Origin of the sequence: Xanthomonas pisi DSM 18956, from assembly GCF_001010415.1 — a bacterium.
Taxonomy (GTDB): Bacteria; Pseudomonadota; Gammaproteobacteria; order Xanthomonadales; family Xanthomonadaceae; genus Xanthomonas; species Xanthomonas pisi.
In genome coordinates this window covers 30,792-52,838 of the sequence record NZ_JPLE01000061.1, presented here as the reverse complement: position 1 = coordinate 52,838, position 22,047 = coordinate 30,792, and the positions used below count along the sequence as shown (strand labels likewise).

The window sequence follows — 22,047 nt, the reverse complement described above, 5'->3', positions numbered from 1 at the left end:
TCAGCGCAGCGGCGCTGCGCCTTTGTCGGCGAACAGGTCGTCGGCGCGTGCGATCTGGCGCGGCGACCAGCCTTCCAGGTGCAATAACGCCTGCTTGGTCGGCAGGCCGCCGCCGAAACCGGTCAAGGCGCCGTTGGCGCCGATCACACGATGGCAGGGCAGTACGATCGGCAGCGGATTGCGGCCGTTGGCAGCGCCGACCGCGCGGCTGGCGGCGGGGCGGCCTACCGCCTGTGCAAGCTGCGCATAACTCCAGGTCTGGCCGAACGGAATCTGCGCCAACGTCTGCCAGACCTGCAGCTGAAACGGCGTGCCCGCCGGTGCCAGCGGCAGATCGAAACTGCGTCGCCCGCCGTGCAGATAATCCAGCAGTTGTTCGCGCGCTGCGCGCACCAGCGCGGCATCGGGGCGATGCGCCCAGCGCGCGCGTCCGGGCGCTTCGTAGCGATTGTGTGCGAACAGGATGTGGCGCACCGCAGCGGAATCGGCGGCCACGGTGAGGGCGCCGATCGGCGAGTGAAAGGTGTCGTAGTCCAGCATGTTCATGGGCGGGTGTCCTTGCGATCGACGGCGAGATGCCACAGGTGCAACACGGCATAGGCGCGCCATGGGCGCCATGCCTGCGAACGCGCTTCGGTGGCGCGTTCGCTCAGGCGCTCCGGCGCGCCGAGGACCTGCTGCAGGATCAGATCGCCGGCCGGAAACGCATCCGGATGCGAGAGCGCACGCATGGCGATGTAGTGCGCCGTCCAGGGGCCGATGCCGGGCAACGCAGTGCAGGCGGCGACAAAGTCCGGCAGGCGCTGGCCGGCGCCGAAATGCAGCCGGCCGTGCGCGCACGCCGATGCCAGCGCGCGGAGGGTGGCCGCGCGTGCGCGTGGCAGCCCGAGCTGTTCCAGCGGCGCGTCGGCCAGCTGTGCGGGCGTGGGGAAACTTCGGTCCAGACCGGGCGGCATGTCGGCATGATGGCCGCCGTGGCGGTCCACCAGCCGCGCCGCCAGCGTTGCGGCGCCGGCCACGCTGATCTGCTGGCCCAGCACCGCCCGCACCGCCACTTCAAAGCCATCCCATCCCCCCGGCACGCGCAGGCCGGGCCGGCGCGCGATCGCCCCGGCCAACAGCGGTTCGCATGCCAGCGTGGCGTGGACGGCCTGCAGGTCGGCATCCAGATCGAACAGCCGACGCACGCGGCGCACGATCTGCGGAATCTGGCGCGGGTCGGTGGCGCCGATGCGCAGCAGCAGCTCGGCCCGCTGCGGCGCGGCGACAACCTCGATCAAGCTGGCGTTTCCTGGCGTACCGATCACGCGCCGGTAGCCGCTGGCATCGACCTGCTCGATCCCCGGAATCGCGCGGCGCTGCAGAAACCCCAGCATTGCCGCCCAGTCCAGCGGCGGGCGATAGCCCAGGCGCAGGCACAGCTGGCCGCCCGGAACGTCGGTGCGCTGCTTGCGCAATGCCGACGGCGGCATGCCGCAGCCTTGCAGAAAGGCCGCATTGAAACGGCGCAGGCTGTTGAAGCCGGCGGCGAGCGCGACTTCGGTGACCGGCAAGGCGGTTTCTGTCAGCAGCTGCTTGGCCAACAGCAGCCGACGCGTGCCATGCACCTGAATCGGCGTGGCGCCGAGCTGCTGCACGAACTGCCGCTGCAACTGCCGCGCACTCACGCCCACCGCATCGGCCAGCGTCTGCACCGGCTGCTCCTGCAGCGCGCCTTCGGCAATCATCGCCAGCGCACGTTGCACGCTCTCTTCGCCCAGATGCTGCTGCGCCTGCGGCGACAGTTCCGGCCGACAGCGCAGACACGGCCGGTAGCCGGCCGCACTGGCCGCCGCCGCGCTCGGGTAATAGCTGACGTTGCCCGGCTTGGGTGGTGGCGCCGGACACACCGGCCGACAGTAAATGCCGGTGCTGCGGACGGCAGTAAAGAACAGCCCGTCGAAGCGCGCATCGCGCGCCAACCGGGCGCGGTCGCATTGAATTCGATCTGGCGTCATTGTCTGCATGGCGCCAGTCTATGCGCTGGCTCGCGCCACGGCTGGCCGTTTTCGGACGGGGTTGCTGCCTGGATGTCTCCCGCCCGGATATTCTCTGCCGGATTGATCAGCCAAGACGTGAAACAGGACGCAGGGATGATTGTTCCCAGACATTGGGCCGAGGCCCGTATCCAGCATCGGGAAGGCCAGCGCAGCATCACCGTCCGCCGATTCGGATGGTCCGATGAAAGCTACGCTGCGGCCGAGCTGCATGCGCGTGGTCGTGCCGGTGAGGCGCTCGACGCGATTCTGAGCGGCACGCCGCTGCCGCGTAGGGAAAGGCTCGCGGCCTATGGAGAAGGCTTGCCGATTCGCGAAGAGATCGTCGCGCAGGAAGGTAGTCTGGTGCTTACCCGCAACAGCTATGGCGCCTTGTGCCTGAACACCCCCAACGTGCTGTTTGCGGATGTGGATTTTGCACATTTGCCGCGTAGGGGCCTGGGGGTTGGTTGGGGTTTGCTGATGTTGGTGAGCGTGATGTTGCTTGGTACTTTCCACCCATCTGTTCGGCGGGGTGATACTGGCGACGGCGGTGACTTGGTTATCGAACAGTCTGGCGAGGTCTTGGCGCCGTCACCGGTTTTGTCGCGCAGGCACACCAGAACAGCAGGCCCGGCAGCGTATCGATGATTTCGCAGCCGCACACCCGCAGTGGCACCTGCGGCTGTATCGAACGCCTGCTGGGTTTCGTCTGCTGGCGTTGCACCGCTGTTTTGAGCCGGATGACGCAGAGGTCGCCGCTTGTTTTTCGCAACTCGGCGTTGACGCGGTCTACGCCCGGATGTGTCGTATGCAGCAATGCTTTCGTGCTCGGGTAAGCCCCAAGCCGTGGCGTGTGGGCATTCATCGACGCATCCGTCCCCCCTATGCCGCGTGGCGCGCCGAGCACGCAGCGCTACCGGAGCGCCTGCGGTGGATTGCAGACTATGAGGGCGCCAGTACCGCCTTCGCAGCATGCAGATACATCGCCTCATTTGGCGACGAGCGCAGTGTGACCGAGGCTGCTCGACAGGTGCAGGAACGCCACGACGCCTGGTGCCGTGCGGATCAGCCACACCTGCAACTGGCATGACATGTCGCATATTAAGGCAGGGTTCGGGGGCTGCGGCGCGTCCGCCCTAGACTGAGAGCCCGCTCACGCTCCTGTCTGGTGCTCATCTCGATGCTCAAGCCGCTTTGTCTGTCATTTGCTTGTGCACTGCTGCTGGTTGCCTGCGACCGCAGCGGCACATCCGCTGATGCTGCCGGAACACAGCAGGGTGGTGCAGCGCAGGCAGGCGATGGCGACCACATGGTGTCGGTGGATACGCCCGAGCCGGTGGCGCCACCGCCCCGTCCACGCGCGCAGGCGGGTGAGGCGGGCTGGCCGCAGGCACAGCTGGAAGCGGGCCAGGCGTGGATCAGTTGCGCGACCGATTACAGCAAGGAGGCCGGCGACGGCACGCTGTTGCCGGCGCTGGATCGGGCCAGCGTAGAGGCGGCGCTGGCGCCGTGCCGCGAGACCGGGCTGGTGCGGGTGCGGTATGCGGGCAAGATCAATGCCGGGTTTGCCGCGCTGGTGTGGCGCCTGGCGGCGGTGGCCGAACAACTGCGGCTGCCGCATCGCATCCTGGATCTGGATTCCAGTGGCGGGCAGGTGGAGGCGGCGATCCGTGCCGGCGACACCATCGGCGAATCCAACTGGACCATCTGGGTGCGCGAGGGCTCGATCTGCCACAGCGCCTGCGTCTTCGTGCTGGCGGCCGGCGACAACCGGCTGGTGGCCGGCAAGGTCGGCATCCACCGGATGATGCGGATCAGCTCCAGGGCGACCTCGCGTGCGGAGCTCAATCGCGAATTGCGCGAGGTCTACGGCAACGTCAAGGATTATCTGGAGCGTAACGGTGTGGCGGTGGCGGTGGCGGATCTGATGATGACCGTGCCCAACCGCAGCCTGCGGCTGCTGACGATGGAAGAGCTGCGCGAGTACGGCCTGGATGGCACCAATGCGGTGCAGGACGATCTGGAGCGCATCCGGCAGATGCGCAAGTGCGGCGATGCGTTCGTGCGGCGCAAGGATGCGTTTCTGGTGGCGTTCGATCAAAAGTGCAAGGGCGAGGGCGCCGACCTGGATGCGGTCAACGCCTGTGGCCTGGCACTGAAGCAGCGTTTCGGCTTTCCGGATGCGGCCTGCCCGGAAGAGAGCCCGCTTGCCGAGACCGATGCCGCCGCCCTGCCGGCCACCCCAGCTGCCGAGGCGCAGGTTGGTGCCGCAACGGACGAGCGGCCTCCGGCAGAACCGGATGCAGCGCCGGTGCCGGACGCGGCAGAGGCGGAGCCCGACCCGTCGACGCCTGCACACGCGAAGGGCTGAGCGCGGCGACAAGTTTCACGCGTATCGCACTGCGCGCTGCCTATGGTCGCCCCATGACAACCGGGCCGGGGGGCAGTATGCGAGGCAAGACCAAGGGTGTGTTACTGGCGTATCTGCCATCGGCACTGCTGGTGCTGGTGGGCTTCGGTGTGGCCGAGCTGCTGCGCCTGTCCGCTGCTCAACTGCATGCGCAATGGCCGGCAACATTGGCGACGTGGCTGAGCCTATTGGCGCTGGTGGCGGCCATTGCACGCGCGTTCTGGGTCAGCTGGCGGCTGTGGCGCCCGCGCGGCGTGGCAGCCGTACCGCCTGCGCCTGGTGGAGAGCTCTAGCGAGCCGAGCCAGGCCGAGCAAGCCTGCTTGCGACAGGCACAGCCTTGAAGGCGCAGCCCCGCTGGCTGTGCAAACTCGGGCACCCTGCCCACCGTGCACTGATCGCCGGTTACACGCCAGCGCGACATTGCCTTCCCGATCATGCAGCCAGCCGCTGCAACCCGAATCGGGCGTCGCTTGTGTTGCGCACGTCCCGTCATAGACTGCGCTACCCGCCGCGATCTGTGCGGTCCACCGCTTTCCAATCCGTTCAAGGTGCTGCCCCATGCTCCGTCCTCGTTTGCTTGTCGCGTTGGTGTTGGCGCCAGCGCTGGCGTTCGCTCAACAGCCACAGCCTTCCCGCACGGCCACTGCCCAGCCGGCACCCTTGGCGCCACGGCCGGCGGCAGGCCAACCGGCACCGGCGCTGACCGCAGCCCAGCAGGCGCAGGTCGCCAAGCAGGATGTCGAAATGACCCAGGCTGCCCTGCGCGTGGCGCAGATGGTCGACGCCAACAAGGCCGCCTCGCTGTGGGACGGTGCCTCCAGCGTGGCCAAGACTGCGGTCAAGCGCGATGCCTTCGTCGCCCAGCTCGCCGGGGAGCGTGCACGTCTGGGCGCGATGGTCGGGCGTGGCCAGGGCTCGGTGACGCGAGTGAAGTACGGCCCCGGCGCGCAGGTGCCCGAAGGGTTGTACGTCAACGTCAGCTTCCCGACCCGGTTTGCCAACGCGCCGCAACCGGTGCGCGAGCTGGTGTCGTTCCGTCTGGATGAAGACAAGACCTGGCGCGTTGCGGGCTACAGCCTGCGCTCGGCGGCCAAGTGATGCGGCAGCCCGCCAGGAGAATTGCGTGCAACTGACCATCGAACTGCAGATGCTGGGCTGGGCCATGGTGCTCGGCCTGGTACAGCTGCTGGCTGCATCGGCCAGCATGACCGCGCAGCGCGGCACCAAGTGGAATGCCGGTGCGCGCGATGGCGATGCCAAACCGCTGACCGGCGTCGCCGCACGCCTGGATCGCGCGTTTCGCAACTACCTGGAAACCTTTCCGATCTTTGCTGCAGCGGTGCTGGCGGTGAGCGTGGCCGGACGCACCAATGCGGAAACCGCCCTGGGCGTGCAGCTGTATCTGTGGGCGCGCGTGGCCTATGTGCCGGTTTACGCGGCCGGCATCCCCTACCTGCGCAGCGCCATCTGGGTGGTGTCGTTCTGGGGCATCGTCAAACTGGTGCGTGCGTTGCTGGGGTGGTGATGCATACGGGTTCGTGCGCGTGCGCCGCGCACCGCGCCTGATCTTGATCAAGCGCGGTGCGACGCGTTGGCTGCAGGCCGGGCGCAGCGGTGGCTGCAGGTGCGCGGCATGCAATCGACGGAGAGCGTGATCCCATGCTTGCAGGCGGGCATGGACGTGCGACAGGTGGGCACTACGAGCATGCCGCCGCACGCGGCCGCCTCATCCCGGCACGCGCACCCGCGCTACGATCGCATCGATCGCCGCCTGCACATCGCCGTTGCGCAGTGCCTCTTCCAGCAGCGGGATCGCCCAGGCGCACCCCGCATGGGTCAGATGCAGGCGCCAGTCGCCCCGCCAGCCGTCCAACTCGTGCAACGCCAGCATGATGCAGCCGCCACGGTCGGCATGACCGCCGTGGATGGATTGCTCCAGCCAGAACGGGCGCGCTGAGCCGAGTTCGATCGAAAAGACATAGACGTCGTGCTTCGGATCTTCGCAGGACGGCGCGATATTGCGCTGGCCGATCTCGATCACGCTCATTGCCCGGACTCGGTGTCGGGGTCCATGGCCATGACGCGAATCTCCACGTCATCCAGTTGCACGAGCTGACCGGGACGGATCTTCGCCGTCTTGCGCAGTTCCTGCACGCCATCGACGCTGACCGCGCCGCTGGCGACGATGGCCTTGCCCTGTCCGCCGCTATCGGCGATGCCGGCCAGCTTGAGCAGCTGGTTGAGTTCGATATACTCGCCGTCCAGGTCGAATTCCAGGAATTGCATGCTGCGCTCGATCAAAAAGAAATCGATTATCCGCCCGGAGTCGCGACCAGCACCACCGGGCGTCTCTCGGCGGCAGAGGCATGGGGGCGCCGGCGAGCGATGACCCGCATTGCTGGCGCTGCCCGCACCAGCAGGCCGGCCGCTATTCGCGGCGAAACTGCGCAAGTTCCTCCAGCAGTCGCTGCGCGCGGGTCACGCTGCGGCCGGCATGCGTATCGTCGATGCGGTCCAGCCAGGGGTGCTGCGCGCGCTGCAAGCGCCGATAGCCGTACCAGGTGCCCAGGGCGCCCATCGCGCCGACCAACAGGTTGAGCAGCAGCCAGGCCTGCGGCAGCGTGGCGCCGGTGAGGCTGCGCCAGGCGCTGTCGGCGACGGCCACCCAGAGCACCCAGAACGCGATGCCCAGCCACGGCGCGACACGCGTCCGCCAACGCCGCAGCTGGGCGAGCGCGTGTTGCGTCTGCACCAACGGTCCGCTGAAATCCAGTCGCGACAGCAGCTGCAATTGCCGCCCCGCCGAGAGTGCCAGCGCCACGCACCATAGCTGCAGCAGCACGCCGCCAATGATGGCCGTGAGCTGGTCGGGCTCGCCCAGCCAGCAACGCGCAACCACGACGCTCAGGACCAGCGCGCAGACAAGCTGTGCCCACTGGCGCCACCACAGCGGGCGCAGACTGGCGTGCGCTGCATCGCGGCGGGTGTCGCCGAGCAGCCGGTTGATGTCTGCGGCCTGGCGATCCAATCGGTGTTCCAGGGCATGCCAGGCGTGTTTCATGTCGTCCAGTTCCATTGCGGCTCCGGTAAGGTCGTGGGTCAGAGTTCGTTGCGGATGCGCGCCTTCAGGCGGCTGAGTTTGGTGGCGACGTTGGTTTCGCTGATGCCGAGCACTTCGGCGATCTCACGGTAGCTGTGGTCGTCCAGATAGAGCAGCAGCAACGCACGCTCCAGCGCGGGCAGCTGCGCGATGAAGGCGTATAGCGCGGCGACCTGCTGCTCGCGCACGGGGTCGTGCGCCGCCGGGTCGGCAAGATGGTCCACCACCGCATCCAGTGCGATCGCCGCCTCCGGCGTACGGCTGCGACCGCGCAAGTCGCTGATCGCCACATTCAGCGCAATGCGATACATCCAGGTCGAAAAACGCCGGGCGGGGTCGTACGCGGGAAATGCGCGCCACAGCTGGGCCGCGATTTCCTGGGCCAGCTCGTCGCGGTCGTCACGGTTGCGGCAATAGCTGGCGGCCACCTTCAGCACGATGCCCCGGTGCTGCTGAAGCAGGGCGCTGAAGCGGGTTTGCAGGTCTGTGTCCAGGGGCATGGCGATGGGGGGCGGGCAGGGTGGGGAAGTGCGTGCCAGGATGATTCGCCACGACGGGCGAATCCTCACAACCTGAACAAAACGTCACGACCCTTCGACATGAAGGGGGGTAAGGGCGCACACTATGCTGCTTTGCGCCTGCCGGCTCCGTGCGGCGCCTCCGGAGTTACCCATGACCCAAGAATCTTCCGCGCCGCTGCTGTTTGCAGACCTCGGCCTCTCGGACGCTGTGATGAAAGCCGTTGCCGCTGTCGGCTACGAGTCGCCGTCGCCGATCCAGGCTGCCACCATCCCCGCGCTGCTGTCCGGCCGCGACGTCCTCGGCCAGGCGCAGACCGGTACCGGCAAGACTGCCGCGTTCGCGCTGCCGGTGCTGTCCAACGCCGACCTGAACCAGCTCAAGCCGCAGGCGCTGGTGCTGGCGCCGACCCGCGAGCTGGCCATCCAGGTCGCCGAGGCGTTCCAGAAATATGCCGAAGCCATTCCGGGCTTTCGCGTGCTGCCCGTGTACGGCGGCCAGCCCTATGCCCAGCAGCTGAGCGCGCTCAAGCGCGGCGTGCATGTGGTGGTCGGCACCCCGGGCCGGGTGATCGATCACCTGGATCGCGGCACCCTGGACCTGTCCCAGCTCAAGACGCTGGTGCTGGACGAAGCCGACGAAATGCTGCGCATGGGCTTCATCGACGACGTCGAAGCCGTGCTCAAGAAACTGCCGGAGAAGCGCCAGGTGGCCTTGTTCTCGGCGACCATGCCGCCGGCCATCCGCCGCATCGCGCAGACCTATCTGAAGGATCCGGCCGAAGTCACCATCGCGGCCAAGACCACCACCTCGGCCAATATCCGCCAGCGCTACTGGTGGGTGAGCGGCCTGCACAAGCTGGACGCATTGACCCGCATTCTCGAGGTCGAGCCGTTCGACGGCATGATCATCTTCGCGCGCACCAAGGCGGCCACCGAAGAGCTGGCGCAGAAGCTGCAGGCACGCGGCATGGCCGCGGCGGCCATCAACGGCGACATGCAGCAGGCCGCCCGCGAGAAGACCATTGCTCAGCTCAAGGACGGCAAGCTCGACATCCTGGTCGCCACCGACGTGGCCGCGCGCGGCCTGGACGTGGAGCGTGTCAGCCATGTGCTGAACTACGACATCCCGTACGACACCGAAAGCTATGTGCACCGCATCGGCCGTACCGGTCGTGCCGGCCGCAATGGCGATGCGATCCTGTTCGTCACTCCGCGCGAGAAGGGCATGCTGCGCTCGATCGAGCGCGCCACCCGCCAGCCGATCGAAGAAATGCAGCTGCCGAGCGTGGATGCGGTCAACGACACCCGCGTGGCGCGCTTCATGACCCGCATCACCGAGACCCTGGCCGGTGGCCAGATCGAGATGTACCGCGATCTGCTGCAGCGCTACGAGGCAGAAAACAACGTGCCGGCGATCGAGATCGCCGCCGCGCTGGCCAAGTTGCTGCAGGGCGATGCGCCGTTCCTGCTGACCCCGCCGGTGCGTGGCGCGCGCGAAGAGTTCGCCCCGCAGCGCACCGAGCGTGCAGATCGCGGCGACCGTGGCGAGCGTCCGCGCTTCGAGCCGAAGTTCGAGCGTGGCCCGCGTGCCGATGGCGAGCGCGCGGCACGCCCGCCGCGTGCAGAACGTCCGGCATTTGCCGGTGATGGCGCTGGCACAGAGCGTCCGCGTCGCGATCCGGTTGCCCCGCGCGGCGAGCCGGAGTTCGGCATGGAGAGCTACCGCATCGAGGTGGGCCATACCCACGGCGTGAAGCCGGCCAACATCGTCGGCGCCATCGCCAACGAAGCCGGTCTGGAAAGCCGTTACATCGGCCGGATCGACATCCAGGACGATTACTCGATTCTGGATCTGCCGGCCGACATGCCGCGCGAGCTGCTGACGCACCTGAAGAAGGTCTGGGTGTCTGGCCAGCAGCTCAACATGCGCAAGCTGGAAGAAGGCGAGGCCGCGGCGTCGCCGTCCAAGCCGCGCTTCCCGCGCGGTGGCAAGCCGTCCGGGCGTCCGAACGGACCGGGACGTCCGATGGATCGCGCCGGCGCGCCGCATCGCAAGGGTCCGCCCAAGCCGCGCGGCGAGTAAGCCGGGCTGACAATCGGCTGCGCAGCGTAGCGCATGCGCAGCCCATGTCCGCGCTGTTATTCCTTCCAGGGCATAGCATTGATGCGGCCAAGCGTGTCCCGACCGAGACCGCAGACGGCGGATGGTCAGCCAGGCTGACATTTCCCGCCGGTCGTCCGGCAAACGGACGCCGCCATACAGACTCGGCCATTGCGGCCGCTACAGCCTTCAGGCGCCCACTGGGCGCCTGAAACGCACTGGGGCGGTGAAGGACGGATGGCAATGGCGCAGTCAGCACGCGGCACACGCAGTGGCCAAACCATGCACATGGTGCGCGGCTGGCTAACGCTCCCACTGGCGCTGCTGATGGCTGTGGCTGTCGGCATGGCCGTGCTCTCTGCACTGGCGATCGAAATCCAATCCGGAGCCACCGCCTGGATTGTCGGTCAGAGCCACTGGTCCAATGCCCAGCAAGAGTCGGTCTACTGGCTGGAGCGCTACCTGGTGAGCGGCGACCCGAGCGATCTGCAGGCTGCCTGCCGTGCGCTGGAGGTGCCGCTCGGCGATCGCGCGGCACGCGAGGCGGTCGAACAGCCGGTGATCGCCTGGACGGAGGTGTATGCCGGGCTTGCGGCCGGTCGCAATGCCCGTGAAGACATGCCGCAAATGGTGCGGCTGTATCGCTACGGCCAGGTGATTCCGTATCTGGGCGATGCCATCGCGCTGTGGAAGCACACCGATGCCGATCTGTTGAAGCTCAGCGCACTGGCCGACCGTGCTGCCTCCGTGCAAGCCGCCAGCAGGCCGGATGCGCGCGCGCTGCAGGACCTGCGCGACGAGCTGCATCTGCTCGATGGCCGCATGCGCAGCGATGCAGCGCAGTTCCAGGCGCAGCTGATCCGCTGCGCACGGCTGCTGCACGACGTGATGGTGGTCTGCAGCCTGGCCACCTTGTTGTTGGTCCTGATCACCTGCGTGCTGGCGATACGTCGCATCCGCGACTATCTGCTGTCGCACGAGGGTCGGTTTCGCACGGCGTTTCAGCAGGCTGCGCTGGGGATGGTGAAGTTCGACCTGCGCGGCCACGTGCTGGATGCCAACGCCTCGATGGCCAATATCCTGCGCTACCGTCCGGAAGAGTTGCAGGCGTCCACGCTGGCCCAGCTGATACACCCGGACGACATCGTGCTGGACAGCCGTGGCACGATCGACTGGCCGCGGCTGATGCAGTCCGGCGAGCTGCGCTTCCTGCGCGCCGATGGCGAAGTGATGTGGGGCCGCTGGAGCGCCTCGCTGGTGGAGCCCGGCCCGGAGGAACCCACGCTGGTGCTGGCGGTGATCGAAGACGTCTCGCACGCGCACGAGCTGGCCGACGAGGTCGCCTTCCACGCGCGCCACGACGCCTTGACCGGCCTGATCAACCGGCGCGAGATCGAGCGCCGCCTGCTGCATCTGATCGAGCCGCCGCAATCGCCGCAGCTGTGCCATGCGCTGTGCTTCGTCGATCTGGATCACTTCAAGCTGGTCAACGACACCTTCGGGCATGCGGTCGGCGACAAGTTCCTGTGCCACTTCGCCGACGTCATCACCATGCAGTTGCGTCCGGGCGACTGGCTGGGGCGGCTGGGGGGCGACGAGTTCGCGATCCTGCTGGCCGATACCGACCTGGTGCAGGCGCAGGCCCTGCTGGAACGCATGCATGGCGTGCTGGGGCAGCCGTGGAGCCACCAGGGCGGCCGGCCGCTGACGCCGAGTTGCAGCTTTGGCGTGGTGGAAATCCGCCGGGGCGCCAACGACGTCAATGCATTGATGACCGCGGCCGATCTGGCCTGTTTCGCCGCCAAGGAAGAAGGGCGCAACCGGATCCGGTGTCTTGGCGAGAACGATCTGGCATTGGCGCGGCGTCGGCATGACGGTGGCTGGATCAGCGCCGTGCAGCAGGCGATCGCCGAACACCGGTTGCTGCTGTACGCACAGAAGATCCAGGTGCTGAGCGACCCCGGCCGCCTGCAGTACGAAGTGCTGGTGCGCATGCGTGCACGCGATGGACGTGTGCTGAGCCCGGGCGAATTCCTGCCTGCGGTGGAGCGTTACGGGCTCGGACGCATGGTCGATGCCTACGTGCTGGAAACCTTGTGCGCGCAGCTGTCCGACAACCCGCTGCATGTGGCGACCCTGGACCTGTGCCACGTCAATCTGTCCGCGCAATCGATCGCGCAGCCGGATTTTCTCGATTTCGTCTGCGCCCTGTTCGAGCGTTATCCCACGCTGGTGTCCAAGCTGTGCATGGAGATCACCGAAACCGCCGTCATCGGCGACCTGGAACATGCGCAGCGCTTCGTGCAGAGCGTGCGTGCGCGTGGCTGCCATGTGGCGCTGGACGACTTCGGCAGCGGCCTGGCCTCGTTCGGCTACCTCAAGCAATTCACCGTCGATGTGCTGAAGATCGATTGCGGCTTCGTGCGCAACTACGCGCATGACGCGGTGGACCGCGCTGCCGTGCATTCCATCGCCCAGGTTGGCCTGGCATTGGGGATCGAAGTGGTGGCCGAAGGTGTGGAGTCGGAGGCGGATATTCCCGGCCTGCGCGATGCCGGCGTGGGCCAGGTGCAAGGCTTCAGCCTGCACCGCCCGTGCCCGCTGGAAGACCTGGTCACGCCGCAGCCCGCGCTGGCAGTGACCGGGTAGGGCGAGCCGGCAGCGCTGCGCGCCGGGCCGTTACTGCGCCAGAGTGCGTCGCCGGCCGCAAATGGCCGATAATCCAACGATGACAATCCGACTCAACAAACATATCGCCGATACCGGCTTCTGCTCGCGTCGCGAGGCCGACCGCCTGATCGGCGAGCGCCGCGTCACCGTCAACGGCGTGGCGGCCGGCACCGGCGCGGTCGTGGGCGAGGAAGACACCGTGCTGGTGGATGGCCAGCCGCTGCGCGCGCGCGAGGCCAAGAAGCCCGGTGGACGCAAGCATGTCTATATCGCGCTCAACAAGCCGGTGGGTATCACCTGCACCACCGAGAGTTCGGTCAAGGGCAACATCGTCGAATTCGTCGGCCACGAGCAGCGCATCTTCCCGATCGGCCGCCTGGACAAGGAGTCCGAAGGGCTGATCCTGATGACCAGCAACGGCAACATCGTCAACGAGATCCTGCGCGCGGAAAATCGCCACCAGAAAGAGTATCTGGTGGCGGTCAACAAGGCGGTCACCGACGAATTCCTGCGTGGCATGGCGCGTGGTGTGCGCATCCACAACGAGACCACCTTGCCCTGCCGCACGGCGCGTATCGCCAAGTTCGGATTTCGCATCGTGCTCGAGCAGGGCTTGAACCGGCAGATCCGCCTGATGGCTGCCGAATTCGGTTATCGGGTAACGCAGCTGCGCCGGGTGCGTATCGACAACATCAAGCTTGCCGCACTCAAGCCGGGACAATGGCGCAACCTCAGCGATGCGGAGCTGCGCGGCTTGTTGCCGCAGCGCACCGACTGGTAAGCCCCTGGATGAACCGCCCGACGTGCGAGCGGCCAATGGCACTTGTGCGGAGGGTTCGCTCCACGGAGTTTGGGCATACCGCCGCCGATAACGATTCAGCAGGGGACTGAGCGCGTGATCAAACCGCAATTGCCGGGAAACGAAGCCGAGCGGCTGATCGCGCTGCGCCAGTACGAGTTGCTGGACTCGCCCCCCGAGCGCGCCTTCGACGACCTGACCCTGGTGGCGTCCACCGTCTGCCAGACGCAGATGGCGGCCGTGGTGCTGGTGGACGAACACCGGCAATGGTTCAAGGCGGCCCACGGCGTGCCGCGCAGCGAAGCGCCACGCGATATCTCGTTCTGCGCGCATGCGATCCTGCGCCCGGACGAGGTGATGACCGTCGAAGACACCTTGCTGGACCCGCGCTTTTTCGACAACCCGATGGTCATCGGCGAAGGCGCCGTGCGCTTTTATGCCGGCGCGCCCCTGGTCACCAGCGAAGGCATGCCGCTGGGTTCGCTGTGCGTGTTCGACCAGGCGCCGGCGCAGTTGCGCGACGACCAGCGTGCCGCGCTGCAGGCGTTGTCGCGACAGGCCTCGCATCTGCTGGAGCTGCGTCTGGCCGGCAAGCAGCTGCGTCGGCAGTTGCGCGAGCGCGAATGGTACGAGCAGCAGATGGCGCAGTATTACGCGGCAATGGAAGCAGTCAACGCCGATCTGGTCGAGCAGACGCGCACCGACCCGCTGACCGGCCTGCCCAATCGGCGCGCCTTCACCGCGGCACTGGCTGCAGCGACGCAGCAGACGCGGGTCGCCAACCAGCCGCTGTCGGTGGCGCTGCTGGACGTGGATCACTTCAAGGTGGTCAACGACGTGCATGGGCACGACCAGGGCGACGTGGTGCTGCGCGAGCTCTCGACGCTGTTGCGCGCGCATGTCGCCGGTGCCGGCACCATCGCGCGGTATGGCGGCGAGGAGTTCGTGTTGCTGCTGCCCGGTGTGGACCTGCAGCAGGCACGGGTGCAATGCGAATACCTGCGTCAGAGCGTGGCGACAACGGCGATTGCGCTGCCGGTGACGGTGAGCATCGGCGTGGCCATGCTGTATCCGCACGAAAGCGTGGAAGCGGTGATCAAGCGTGCCGACCAGGCCCTGTATGCCGCCAAGCGCGGCGGCCGCGATCGGGTGGTTGCGCTGGAGTAGGTGTGGGCGTTGTCGCCTGGGGCCGTGCAGGCGCTGCTGGCAGATGCGATGTCGGGTGATGCCGTGCCGCTCAACACGGCCGAGAAGACGTCGCGGGCAATCGTCTGCCGGGTGCGGACCGCACCGGGAACCGGAGTGTGCGGGTAGTGCATGCCGCAGCGGGCGCCGTCCGCGCCCGCGCCCGCGGGGCAGCGTAGTGGAAGTGTTGGCCGCTCTCAGTCGACGATGTTCTTGGCTTCGGCCGTGCCCAGCAATTCCGGGTGCACCACCTTGCGCCGGCGTTCCAGCACCGGATGCAGGAACACTGCACCGAGGATGATCGCCACACCGAGATAGAACTGCAGCGTGAGTTCGCGCTGTTCGCCCAGCAGCGCGATGGCCAGCACGATGGCGTAGACCGGCTCCAGATTGGTCACCAGTTGCACCGAATACGCGCTCAGATGGCGCAGCGCGACCAGCGCCAGCGCAAACGGCAGCAGGGTGCAGGCCAGCGACAGTGCCAGGAGCAACACGCCATCGTGCAGGCTGGGAAGCATCAAGAGATCGCCGTGCAGCGATGGCAGCAGCAGCGGCATGGCCGGTGCCAGCACGGTCAAGGTCAGCGTGCCGGCGCCCAGCTCCAGGGCAGTGACGGTGAGCGGGTCGGCATGCGCCACCATGCGTTTGTTGAGAGAGCCGAACAGCCCGACGAACACGGCCGAAATCGCGCCGACCACGATCCCCGCGCGCATGCCATCGGGTACGCCGCCGACCACCAGCGCCACCCCCGGCAAGACCGCAAGGCCGAACAGCAACTCGCGCGGACGGAAGGGCCGCTGCGTCACCCATGGCTCGATCACGGCAGTGAACACCGGCGCCAAGGCAATGCAGGTCGCCGCCACCGATGCGTTGGCCAGCTTGATCGCGCCATAGAAGGTCAACCAGTGCAGTGCCACCAATGCACCGATGCCGCAATAGCCCAGCACCACGCGCGCGGACAGGCCGCGCAAGCCGCGCCACACCCGCGGCCACAGCGCCAGGGCCACCACCACGATCAACATGCGCCACCACACCAGCGGCAATGCCTGCAGCGTGATCAACTTGCCCAGGATCGCAGTGATGCCCCAAAGCAGCACGCAGAAATGAATTTGCAGTTGCGCCTTGCGCAGGTCGGTCGTGGGCATGCGCCATTGTCGCCGAAAAGCCACAGGTCGGCGCTGTGCCATGCGCCGTAGTGGAGCGGCTGACACAACCTGGCGAGCCGCCGCCAGGTGGGTGTGGACGGCGCACTCGGAACCGACGTGGACGAGCGGCACATGCCGCACCGGACACCGGCCGCGCCCTCCTGGCGGTGAGCGCAGTCGTGTTGTTGGCTGCTCCAGAACGCGTTAGGCCACTGCATCCGCCGCACCGGGGGCGCTGCCGGTAACGCGTTATCCGGCGGACAGCTCTTTCAGCAAGGCCATCGCCGCGGCGGGATTGCGCTCCTTCGCCGCACTGATGAAAAACACGAACACCTCGCGCGGCGTGCCTGCCGCCGATGACGTGGGGTCCACATGCGGCAGATCGGCCGGGTCTTCACCGCGTCGCCAAGCATGGATCCGCCCGGCCCACTGTTTCAATGCCGGCGCCGGATAGCCGGCATGCAGGCGCGCCTGGCTACGCATCAGACGCGCGTAGACGAAGTCGGTGGACAGATCGGCAAAGCAGGGGTGCTCGTCCGAATCGGTGAACACGGTGGCCACGCCGTGGCGGCGGACCAATGCGAGCAGCGACGCATCCACCGCTGCATGATCGCGAATTTCCAGCACATGCCGCAGGCTGCGATTGCCTGCGCGTCTGGGGAGCAGCGTCAAAAAGGCATCCAGGTCGTCGGCCTGCAGCCGATGCCCCTGCTCGAATTGCCACAGCAGCGGCCCCAGGGTATCGCCGAGCTCGACAATGCCGCCGACGAAGTCCTCCACCTGCGCCTTGGTAGCCGCCAGCGTGCGTGACTGGGTAATGCGTCGCGGCGCCTTGGCAGAGAACACGAAGCCGGGCGGCACCTGATCGCGCCATTTCGCGTAGGTCGCCGGTTTTTGCGCGCCGTAATAGGTTCCGTTTATCTCGATGGCGGTGACGTGGCGGCTGGCGTATTCCAGTTCGCGCCGCTGCACCAGGCCGTCGGGATAGAACATGCCTGCACGCCAGGGCGCATACACCCAACCGCCGATACCGACATGGATGCCGTCCAGGGCGGGCGGCGCGGAAGCGAACAGATCAGTCATCGCAGGGAGACTCGTTGGCAGAGGTGGAGCGCACCATTACGCTGCTTGTCTAGCTGATTGCAACTGGTCGAAGCCGATCATAGCCTTGCCAAGGATGGTTTGATGCCCCCATGGCGAAACGCGCCTTGGCGACGCGCTGCCAATGGCAGTGCCCGCATTGCGATGCGCAGGTGTGCCGATCTGCGCCGCTCATCCACACAGCGACTGCGGCGTGGTCGTCGCGCCCGCATGCTGCCATTTCGATCAACGGGAGCGACAGGAAGCGATGCGCTCCGCCGGCAGACACAAGGCACCATGCGACGTGCTTCTTGCGTGGATCAAAAGCAACGATGACAACCACACCGCTTCAGTCGCTAGACGCCGCGCAGTGCACTGCGCCGACACTCAAATAGCTGGTCTCCCCAGCATGAAAAAGCGCGTCGTCGGTGATCGTGCCGGACGCATCGCTCCAGCGTTGTTGCCATGCCTGGAACATCAGGATCGGCCACAGATGCGTGTGCCACTTGCGCTGTCCACCCAGGAACGCGGCCCACATGCCTGCCACGACGGTTGCATCGAAAATGCCTTGATCTTCCAGCTTGGAGGGATGCAACAAGGTATCGGCCCAGTCGCGTAGCGGACCCTGCAACCAACGCCCGACCGGTGCGCCGAAGCCGCGTTTGGGGCGATAGATCAACTCGTGCGACAGATACCGCTCCAGAAGCCGTTTGAGGATGTACTTCTGCTGGCCGCCGGCTGTCTTGAGTTCGAACGGCAACTGCCAGGCGAGCTGGAACACCTGCGCATCGAGAAAGGGCGAAGCGGGCGTCAGCCCGTGCGCCATGCAGGCGCGATCGATCTTGGTCATCAGGCCTTCGCTCAGTTCCATTGCACTATCCAGGAACAGCACGCGCTCACCCGGCGCGCCGGTGGTGAGGTGCTGCGCCGGCCGGTTGTAGAGCGTGGGATATTCGCTGGCGCCGCGTACCACTGCGGTCGGGTTGCGCCATCGCGAAACCCGCAGCAGGTAACTTTCCTCGATCGAACGGCTTGCAGTCTCTCCAAGGACGGCGCGCCAGCCCCCCATCCGTGCGGATTCGCAGGCGTAGGTGCCGCGTCGATGCAGCATGGTGCGGACACATTCCGGCACCACTGCGGTCAACCGGCCATTCCGTACCGCGCGTGTATAGGCTGCATGGCCGAAGAACAATTCGTCGCCTCCATCGCCGGTTAGGATGTGGCTGACTTTCTGGCTTGCGTTGCCAGCCGCCAGCAGTGTCGGGATCTGTGAGGAGTCGGCAAAGGGCTCGCAGAACGCATCGCCAATGCCGTGCAACAAGCCAAGCGCCTGCTGGTCGCTGATGCGATGCGGGTTGTGCCGGGTGCCGAGATGGGCGGCCACCCGATTGGCCCAGCCCATCTCATCGTGATCGGCATCTGCAAATCCAATTGTCACCGTGTCGATGGGTGTGGCCCGCTGCGATTGCAGCACGGCCGTGATCAGGCTGGAGTCGATGCCTCCGGAGAGAAATGCGCCGCTGCCATCGCCTGCGCTGCGTTCGACCGCCGCGGACAATACCTGTTGCAGATCCTCGATTGCATGCGCCTCGCTGATTGGCGTACGTTGCGCAATCGCATCTTCGATCGCTTGCCTGGCGTCCCAATAGCGCATGCGCTCATCCGGCGCATGACAGGCCGCGCCACTTTCCACATCGGCCAGGCCGAACACCTGCACATCGCCGGCGCAGAGTTTGAATATGCCCCGATAGATGCAGAACGGCGCGGGGATATAGCCAAAACGCAGCAGCAAGGTGAGTGCATTGCGGTCGATCGCATTATCAAAGCCCGGCAACGCGGCGATGGCTTTGACCTCGGACGCAAAGGCAAAGCCGTTCGCGGTCCAGCCGTAGTAGAGGCTGGACCGGCCCATGCGATCGCGTGCCAACGACACGGTATGCAGGCGGCGATCGAGCACTGCCAGACAAAAGCTGCCGTCGATGCAGTGCAGTGTGCGCTGCAGGCCCGATGCCTGGATATGTTGTGCGAGCTGGCTAGCTGCGTGGTCGGCGGTTCCTGCCGTCTGCATAGCGCACAATGGACGTAATCCACTGACATGTCCTGCCAACGCAACCAGGTAACGCCCGTTAGGCGAGATGCCGATGCGCGCGCCGGCATGGGTAGAGTCGTCGCAGGCAGCTAGAACCACCGCCTGTTCGGCAGCGCTGGCGATACACGCACTGTGTCCGCGGTGCCTGAGTGTGTTCATCATGCGGTGACCATAGCGACGCAGCGTAGTCTCTTCGTCTGCATGCGCTTGCGACCAGTAGCCCGAAATACCCGACATCCGCTTCACCACCATCGCCATTGAAGAAGACGCGACCAGGTGGGTGGCGAACTCATAAACGCCTAGATCCCTTCCCCGCGTGCGGTGCGCATGGTTGGTTGGTGGTGTTGGCGTTCGGACGAGAAATGATCGAGAAACGATGGAGATGTGTCCGTCCTGGTGAACCTGCTGGCACGCATCGCCTGCGCCGACCTCCGGCTCTTGCACGCTGGGGATGGGCGCCCCGCAGAAGGGGCAAGAGGGGTATCGGTCGCCACTGCCTGCGAAACCGGGATCAATTGGTAGACTGCTGTCGCGCGCCACGCCTGTGGCGCACGGCTTGCGACAGAGCAGGGGGCGTGCGCGGTTGGATGGACACGCGCAGCCGGCAGGCGAAAGGCGGCGCGACAACAACCGCCCACGCGCCACCGCAGCCGGCTACCATGCCTGCTCAGCCGATCGAGACCGCACCGATGACCTGGACCACGCCCGATCTGTGTGACCGCTTTCCCGAGGTGACCGTTGCCGAGCCGTTGTTCCGCCATTTCGGTGGGCGCAGCGTGTTCTGTGGGCCGATCGCGACCGTACGCTGCTTTGAGGACAACTCGCGCGTGCGCGAACTGGCGTCCACGCCTGGCGAGGGGCGGGTACTGGTGGTGGACGGCCAGGGCTCGTTGAAACATGCGCTGCTGGGCGACCAGATCGCGGCGCACGCGGTCGCCAATGGTTGGGCCGGAGTGCTCATCCACGGCTGCGTGCGCGATGTCGAGATCCTGGCCACGCTGCCGCTGGGCGTGCTGGCACTGGCCGCCTGCCCGCGGCGCACCGAGCGGCGCGACCTGGGCGAGGTGGATGTGCCGGTGAATTTTGCCGGCGTCCCGTTCGTGCCTGGTCATTGGTTGTATGCCGATACCAATGGCGTGCTGGTGACGCCGCTGCCGCTGGACAGTGCCGGCGGCGCAATCTGATCGACAACTGACGAGGTGTGGCAGTGACTTTGAACGGATGGCTGACGGGAGGCGTGCTGATGCTGGCGACCCTGGTGACAACGACGCACGCGGCCGACCTGCCGGTCGGCATGCAGCAGTTCGATGCGCAGATGGAACGGGTGCGCAAGCAGTTCGATGTGCCCGGCATTGCGGTGGCCATCGTCAAGGATGGTCAGGTGGTGCTGGAACGCGGCTATGGCGTGCGCGAGATCGGCAAGCCCGAGCCGGTGCAGGCAGATACGCTGTTTGCGATCGCCTCCAACACCAAGGCGTTCACCGCAGCGTCGCTCTCGATTCTGGCCGACGAAGGCAAGTTGTCGCTCGATGACAAGGTCATCGACCATCTGCCGTGGTTTCGGATGTCCGACCCCTATGTCAGCGGCGAGATGCGCGTGCGCGACCTGCTCGCGCACCGCAGCGGACTGAGCCTGGGCGCCGGCGACCTGTTGTTCTGGCCGACCACCAGCTACAGCACCGAAGAGGTGGTGCAGCGCCTGGCCAAGGTGCCGTTGAAAGGCGGGTTTCGCGACCGCTACGCGTACGACAATATTTTGTACGCCGTCGCGCAGAAGGTGATCGAGCAGGTCTCCGGGCAGTCCTATGCCGCGTTCTTGCAGCAGCGCATCTTCGCCCCGGTGGGCATGCGTGGCACGCGCTTCAACGCCGACCATCTGCAGCCCGGCGACAACGTCGCTGTGGGCCATGCCAAGTACGACTTCACCGAGCTGCGTACCGTTGCGCCGTTGACCTGGTCCAACAATTCCGGTGCCGGCGGTATTTACGCAAGTGCGCACGACATGGCGTTGTGGATGAAGGTGCAGCTGGCCGGTGGCGTGTTGGCCGATGGCACGCCGCTGTTCAGCGCCAAGCGGCAGCAGGAAATGTGGTCGATGATCACGCCGATCGCCATTGCCGAGCCGCCGGTGCCCGAGCTGGCTGGCGCGCGTCCCAATTTTGCCGGCTATGGCGAGGGGTGGAGCCTGAGCGACTATCGCGGCCACCGCCTGGTCTGGCACACCGGTGGGTGGCCGGGCATGGTGTCGCGCCTGACCCTGGTTCCCGATCAGAAACTGGGCGTGGTGGTGCTGACCAACCAGGAAGTGGGGGCGGCGTTCAATGCGGTGACGCTGCAGGTGCTGGATGCGTTCTTGCAGGTGCCGCCGACCGACTGGACCGATGCGTACGCCAAGGCGGTGAACAAGGCCGACAGCGAGGCAGACACCAGCTGGAAGAAGCATCAGGACGCACGCGCCGCACGCTCCACGCCGTCGTTGCCGTTACGCAGTTATGCGGCGACCTATCGCGACCCGTGGTACGGCGATGTGGTGATCCGCCAGGACGGCAAGCGGCTGCGGCTGCAGTTTGCCAAGACGGCGCAGTTGCTCGGCACGCTGGAGCACTGGCAGCACGACAGCTTCATCGTGCGCTGGGACGACCGCTCCTTGAATGCCGATGCCTTCGTCAACTTCGCGCTCACTGCGGACGGTGCGGTGCGCGAGATGCGCATGCATGCGATCTCGCCGTTGACCGATTTCAGCTTCGATTTTCAGGATCTGGTGCTGACCCCGGTGCCGGCGGCATCGCCCGCATCGCCATGACACGCGTCCGAGGGCGGCGCCAGTGCGGCTGCCTTACTGCGCGCTCACCGGCAAATTGATGAGCGCCGCCGTGCCCATCCAGACCGGCTGAATCGACCTGCCGACGCTGCAATAGCCGCGTTCGG

The 22,047-nt window shown here is 66.5% G+C and carries 20 protein-coding genes and 2 other RNA genes; 11 read left to right on the top strand and 11 right to left on the bottom strand.

The window, feature by feature from the left end; genetic code table 11:
• Positions 1 to 546, bottom strand: a complete 546-nt coding sequence (locus tag Y887_RS14175; RefSeq protein WP_046964947.1) for a methylated-DNA--[protein]-cysteine S-methyltransferase — start codon at positions 544 to 546, stop codon at positions 1 to 3.
• Positions 543 to 2,006, bottom strand: a complete 1,464-nt coding sequence (locus Y887_RS14170; RefSeq protein WP_046964946.1) for a DNA-3-methyladenine glycosylase 2 — start codon at positions 2,004 to 2,006, stop codon at positions 543 to 545. Before Y887_RS14170 ends, Y887_RS14175 begins: the two co-directional genes overlap by 4 nt.
• Before the next feature lie 126 nt (positions 2,007 to 2,132).
• Here Y887_RS14170 and Y887_RS21365 point away from each other — a divergent pair, with 126 nt between their 5' ends.
• The 5 genes from Y887_RS21365 to Y887_RS14145 all read left to right on the top strand — a co-directional run bounded on the left by Y887_RS21365 (position 2,133) and on the right by Y887_RS14145 (position 5,954).
• Positions 2,133 to 2,666, top strand: a complete 534-nt coding sequence (locus Y887_RS21365) for a hypothetical protein (protein ID WP_245879372.1) — start codon at positions 2,133 to 2,135, stop codon at positions 2,664 to 2,666.
• Positions 2,667 to 3,198: 532 nt separating this feature from the next.
• Positions 3,199 to 4,389 carry a COG3904 family protein gene (locus Y887_RS14160; protein WP_046964945.1) on the top strand — a complete coding sequence of 397 codons (1,191 nt, stop codon included), beginning with the start codon at positions 3,199 to 3,201 and terminating at the stop codon, positions 4,387 to 4,389.
• A gap of 77 nt (positions 4,390 to 4,466) precedes the next feature.
• Positions 4,467 to 4,721: a hypothetical protein gene (locus Y887_RS14155; RefSeq protein ID WP_046964944.1), complete on the top strand. Its 255-nt coding sequence runs from the start codon at positions 4,467 to 4,469 to the stop codon at positions 4,719 to 4,721.
• Positions 4,722 to 4,987: 266 nt separating this feature from the next.
• Positions 4,988 to 5,527: a DUF4019 domain-containing protein gene (locus tag Y887_RS14150; protein WP_046964943.1), complete on the top strand. Its 540-nt coding sequence runs from the start codon at positions 4,988 to 4,990 to the stop codon at positions 5,525 to 5,527.
• 25 nt (positions 5,528 to 5,552) lie between these two features.
• Complete coding sequence (locus tag Y887_RS14145; RefSeq protein WP_046964942.1) at positions 5,553 to 5,954, top strand: MAPEG family protein; 402 nt, start codon at positions 5,553 to 5,555, stop codon at positions 5,952 to 5,954.
• Positions 5,955 to 6,155: 201 nt separating this feature from the next.
• Here the strand turns inward: Y887_RS14145 and Y887_RS14140 are convergent, their stop codons facing one another.
• The 4 genes from Y887_RS14140 to Y887_RS14125 form a co-directional block, all read right to left on the bottom strand.
• Positions 6,156 to 6,476 carry a hypothetical protein gene (locus tag Y887_RS14140; RefSeq protein WP_046964941.1) on the bottom strand — a complete coding sequence of 107 codons (321 nt, stop codon included), beginning with the start codon at positions 6,474 to 6,476 and terminating at the stop codon, positions 6,156 to 6,158.
• Complete coding sequence (locus tag Y887_RS14135) at positions 6,473 to 6,715, bottom strand: RNA-binding S4 domain-containing protein (RefSeq protein WP_046964960.1); 243 nt, start codon at positions 6,713 to 6,715, stop codon at positions 6,473 to 6,475. The genes Y887_RS14140 and Y887_RS14135 overlap by 4 nt, the downstream gene beginning before the upstream one ends.
• A 142-nt stretch (positions 6,716 to 6,857) precedes the next feature.
• On the bottom strand, positions 6,858 to 7,505 hold the full coding sequence (locus Y887_RS14130; protein WP_046964940.1) for a hypothetical protein: 648 nt from the start codon (positions 7,503 to 7,505) through the stop codon (positions 6,858 to 6,860).
• 23 nt (positions 7,506 to 7,528) lie between these two features.
• A complete protein-coding gene (locus Y887_RS14125; RefSeq protein ID WP_046964939.1) occupies positions 7,529 to 8,029 on the bottom strand; it encodes an RNA polymerase sigma factor in 501 nt (166 codons plus the stop codon).
• 172 nt (positions 8,030 to 8,201) lie between these two features.
• Between Y887_RS14125 and Y887_RS14120 the strand changes: the two genes are divergently transcribed.
• From Y887_RS14120 to Y887_RS14105, 4 genes are all read left to right on the top strand, one after another.
• A complete protein-coding gene (locus tag Y887_RS14120) occupies positions 8,202 to 10,133 on the top strand; it encodes a DEAD/DEAH box helicase (protein ID WP_046964938.1) in 1,932 nt (643 codons plus the stop codon).
• A gap of 261 nt (positions 10,134 to 10,394) precedes the next feature.
• Positions 10,395 to 12,800 (top strand): putative bifunctional diguanylate cyclase/phosphodiesterase, encoded by a 2,406-nt coding sequence (locus tag Y887_RS14115; protein ID WP_046964937.1) that lies wholly within the window; start codon positions 10,395 to 10,397, stop codon positions 12,798 to 12,800.
• Positions 12,801 to 12,879: 79 nt separating this feature from the next.
• Positions 12,880 to 13,602: a pseudouridine synthase gene (locus Y887_RS14110; RefSeq protein WP_046964936.1), complete on the top strand. Its 723-nt coding sequence runs from the start codon at positions 12,880 to 12,882 to the stop codon at positions 13,600 to 13,602.
• Positions 13,603 to 13,716: 114 nt separating this feature from the next.
• Complete coding sequence (locus Y887_RS14105; RefSeq protein ID WP_046964935.1) at positions 13,717 to 14,787, top strand: GGDEF domain-containing protein; 1,071 nt, start codon at positions 13,717 to 13,719, stop codon at positions 14,785 to 14,787.
• A gap of 77 nt (positions 14,788 to 14,864) precedes the next feature.
• Here Y887_RS14105 and Y887_RS19240 read toward each other — a convergent pair.
• From Y887_RS19240 to Y887_RS19230, 5 genes are all read right to left on the bottom strand, one after another.
• A non-coding RNA gene (locus tag Y887_RS19240) (sX9 sRNA) lies at positions 14,865 to 14,939 on the bottom strand.
• 63 nt (positions 14,940 to 15,002) lie between these two features.
• On the bottom strand, positions 15,003 to 15,950 hold the full coding sequence (locus Y887_RS14100; protein ID WP_046964934.1) for a DMT family transporter: 948 nt from the start codon (positions 15,948 to 15,950) through the stop codon (positions 15,003 to 15,005).
• A gap of 57 nt (positions 15,951 to 16,007) precedes the next feature.
• Positions 16,008 to 16,084: non-coding RNA, sX9 sRNA (locus tag Y887_RS19235), on the bottom strand.
• 115 nt (positions 16,085 to 16,199) lie between these two features.
• A complete protein-coding gene (locus tag Y887_RS14095; RefSeq protein ID WP_046964933.1) occupies positions 16,200 to 17,033 on the bottom strand; it encodes a DUF72 domain-containing protein in 834 nt (277 codons plus the stop codon).
• Between the two features lie 346 nt (positions 17,034 to 17,379).
• The gene (locus Y887_RS19230) at positions 17,380 to 19,356 is read right to left on the bottom strand and encodes an asparagine synthetase B family protein (RefSeq protein WP_162199170.1); all 1,977 of its coding nucleotides are present in this window, start codon (positions 19,354 to 19,356) and stop codon (positions 17,380 to 17,382) included.
• Between the two features lie 452 nt (positions 19,357 to 19,808).
• Between Y887_RS19230 and rraA the strand changes: the two genes are divergently transcribed.
• The gene (gene rraA / locus Y887_RS14085) at positions 19,809 to 20,303 is read left to right on the top strand and encodes a ribonuclease E activity regulator RraA (RefSeq protein WP_046964958.1); all 495 of its coding nucleotides are present in this window, start codon (positions 19,809 to 19,811) and stop codon (positions 20,301 to 20,303) included.
• A 23-nt stretch (positions 20,304 to 20,326) separates the two neighbouring features.
• Positions 20,327 to 21,922: a serine hydrolase gene (locus Y887_RS14080; RefSeq protein WP_046964957.1), complete on the top strand. Its 1,596-nt coding sequence runs from the start codon at positions 20,327 to 20,329 to the stop codon at positions 21,920 to 21,922.
• Positions 21,923 to 22,047: the final 125 nt, after the last annotated feature.

What these genes read in the sequence shown, in the direction of transcription:
- Y887_RS14150 (WP_046964943.1), top strand. Translation starts at nt 4,988, where the DNA reads ATGCTCCGTCCTCGTTTGCTTGTCGCGTTGGTGTTGGCGCCAGCGCTG.
- Y887_RS14135 (WP_046964960.1), bottom strand. Translation starts at nt 6,715, where the DNA reads ATGCAATTCCTGGAATTCGACCTGGACGGCGAGTATATCGAACTCAAC.
- Y887_RS19230 (WP_162199170.1), bottom strand. Translation starts at nt 19,356, where the DNA reads ATGTCGGGTATTTCGGGCTACTGGTCGCAAGCGCATGCAGACGAAGAG.
- Y887_RS14175 (WP_046964947.1), bottom strand. Translation starts at nt 546, where the DNA reads ATGAACATGCTGGACTACGACACCTTTCACTCGCCGATCGGCGCCCTC.
- Y887_RS14125 (WP_046964939.1), bottom strand. Translation starts at nt 8,029, where the DNA reads ATGCCCCTGGACACAGACCTGCAAACCCGCTTCAGCGCCCTGCTTCAG.
- Y887_RS14115 (WP_046964937.1), top strand. Translation starts at nt 10,395, where the DNA reads ATGGCGCAGTCAGCACGCGGCACACGCAGTGGCCAAACCATGCACATG.
- Y887_RS14120 (WP_046964938.1), top strand. Translation starts at nt 8,202, where the DNA reads ATGACCCAAGAATCTTCCGCGCCGCTGCTGTTTGCAGACCTCGGCCTC.
- Y887_RS14170 (WP_046964946.1), bottom strand. Translation starts at nt 2,006, where the DNA reads ATGCAGACAATGACGCCAGATCGAATTCAATGCGACCGCGCCCGGTTG.
- Y887_RS14160 (WP_046964945.1), top strand. Translation starts at nt 3,199, where the DNA reads ATGCTCAAGCCGCTTTGTCTGTCATTTGCTTGTGCACTGCTGCTGGTT.
- Y887_RS14100 (WP_046964934.1), bottom strand. Translation starts at nt 15,950, where the DNA reads ATGCCCACGACCGACCTGCGCAAGGCGCAACTGCAAATTCATTTCTGC.
- Y887_RS14110 (WP_046964936.1), top strand. Translation starts at nt 12,880, where the DNA reads ATGACAATCCGACTCAACAAACATATCGCCGATACCGGCTTCTGCTCG.
- rraA (WP_046964958.1), top strand. Translation starts at nt 19,809, where the DNA reads ATGACCTGGACCACGCCCGATCTGTGTGACCGCTTTCCCGAGGTGACC.
- Y887_RS21365 (WP_245879372.1), top strand. Translation starts at nt 2,133, where the DNA reads ATGATTGTTCCCAGACATTGGGCCGAGGCCCGTATCCAGCATCGGGAA.
- Y887_RS14130 (WP_046964940.1), bottom strand. Translation starts at nt 7,505, where the DNA reads ATGGAACTGGACGACATGAAACACGCCTGGCATGCCCTGGAACACCGA.
- Y887_RS14155 (WP_046964944.1), top strand. Translation starts at nt 4,467, where the DNA reads ATGCGAGGCAAGACCAAGGGTGTGTTACTGGCGTATCTGCCATCGGCA.
- Y887_RS14095 (WP_046964933.1), bottom strand. Translation starts at nt 17,033, where the DNA reads ATGACTGATCTGTTCGCTTCCGCGCCGCCCGCCCTGGACGGCATCCAT.
- Y887_RS14140 (WP_046964941.1), bottom strand. Translation starts at nt 6,476, where the DNA reads ATGAGCGTGATCGAGATCGGCCAGCGCAATATCGCGCCGTCCTGCGAA.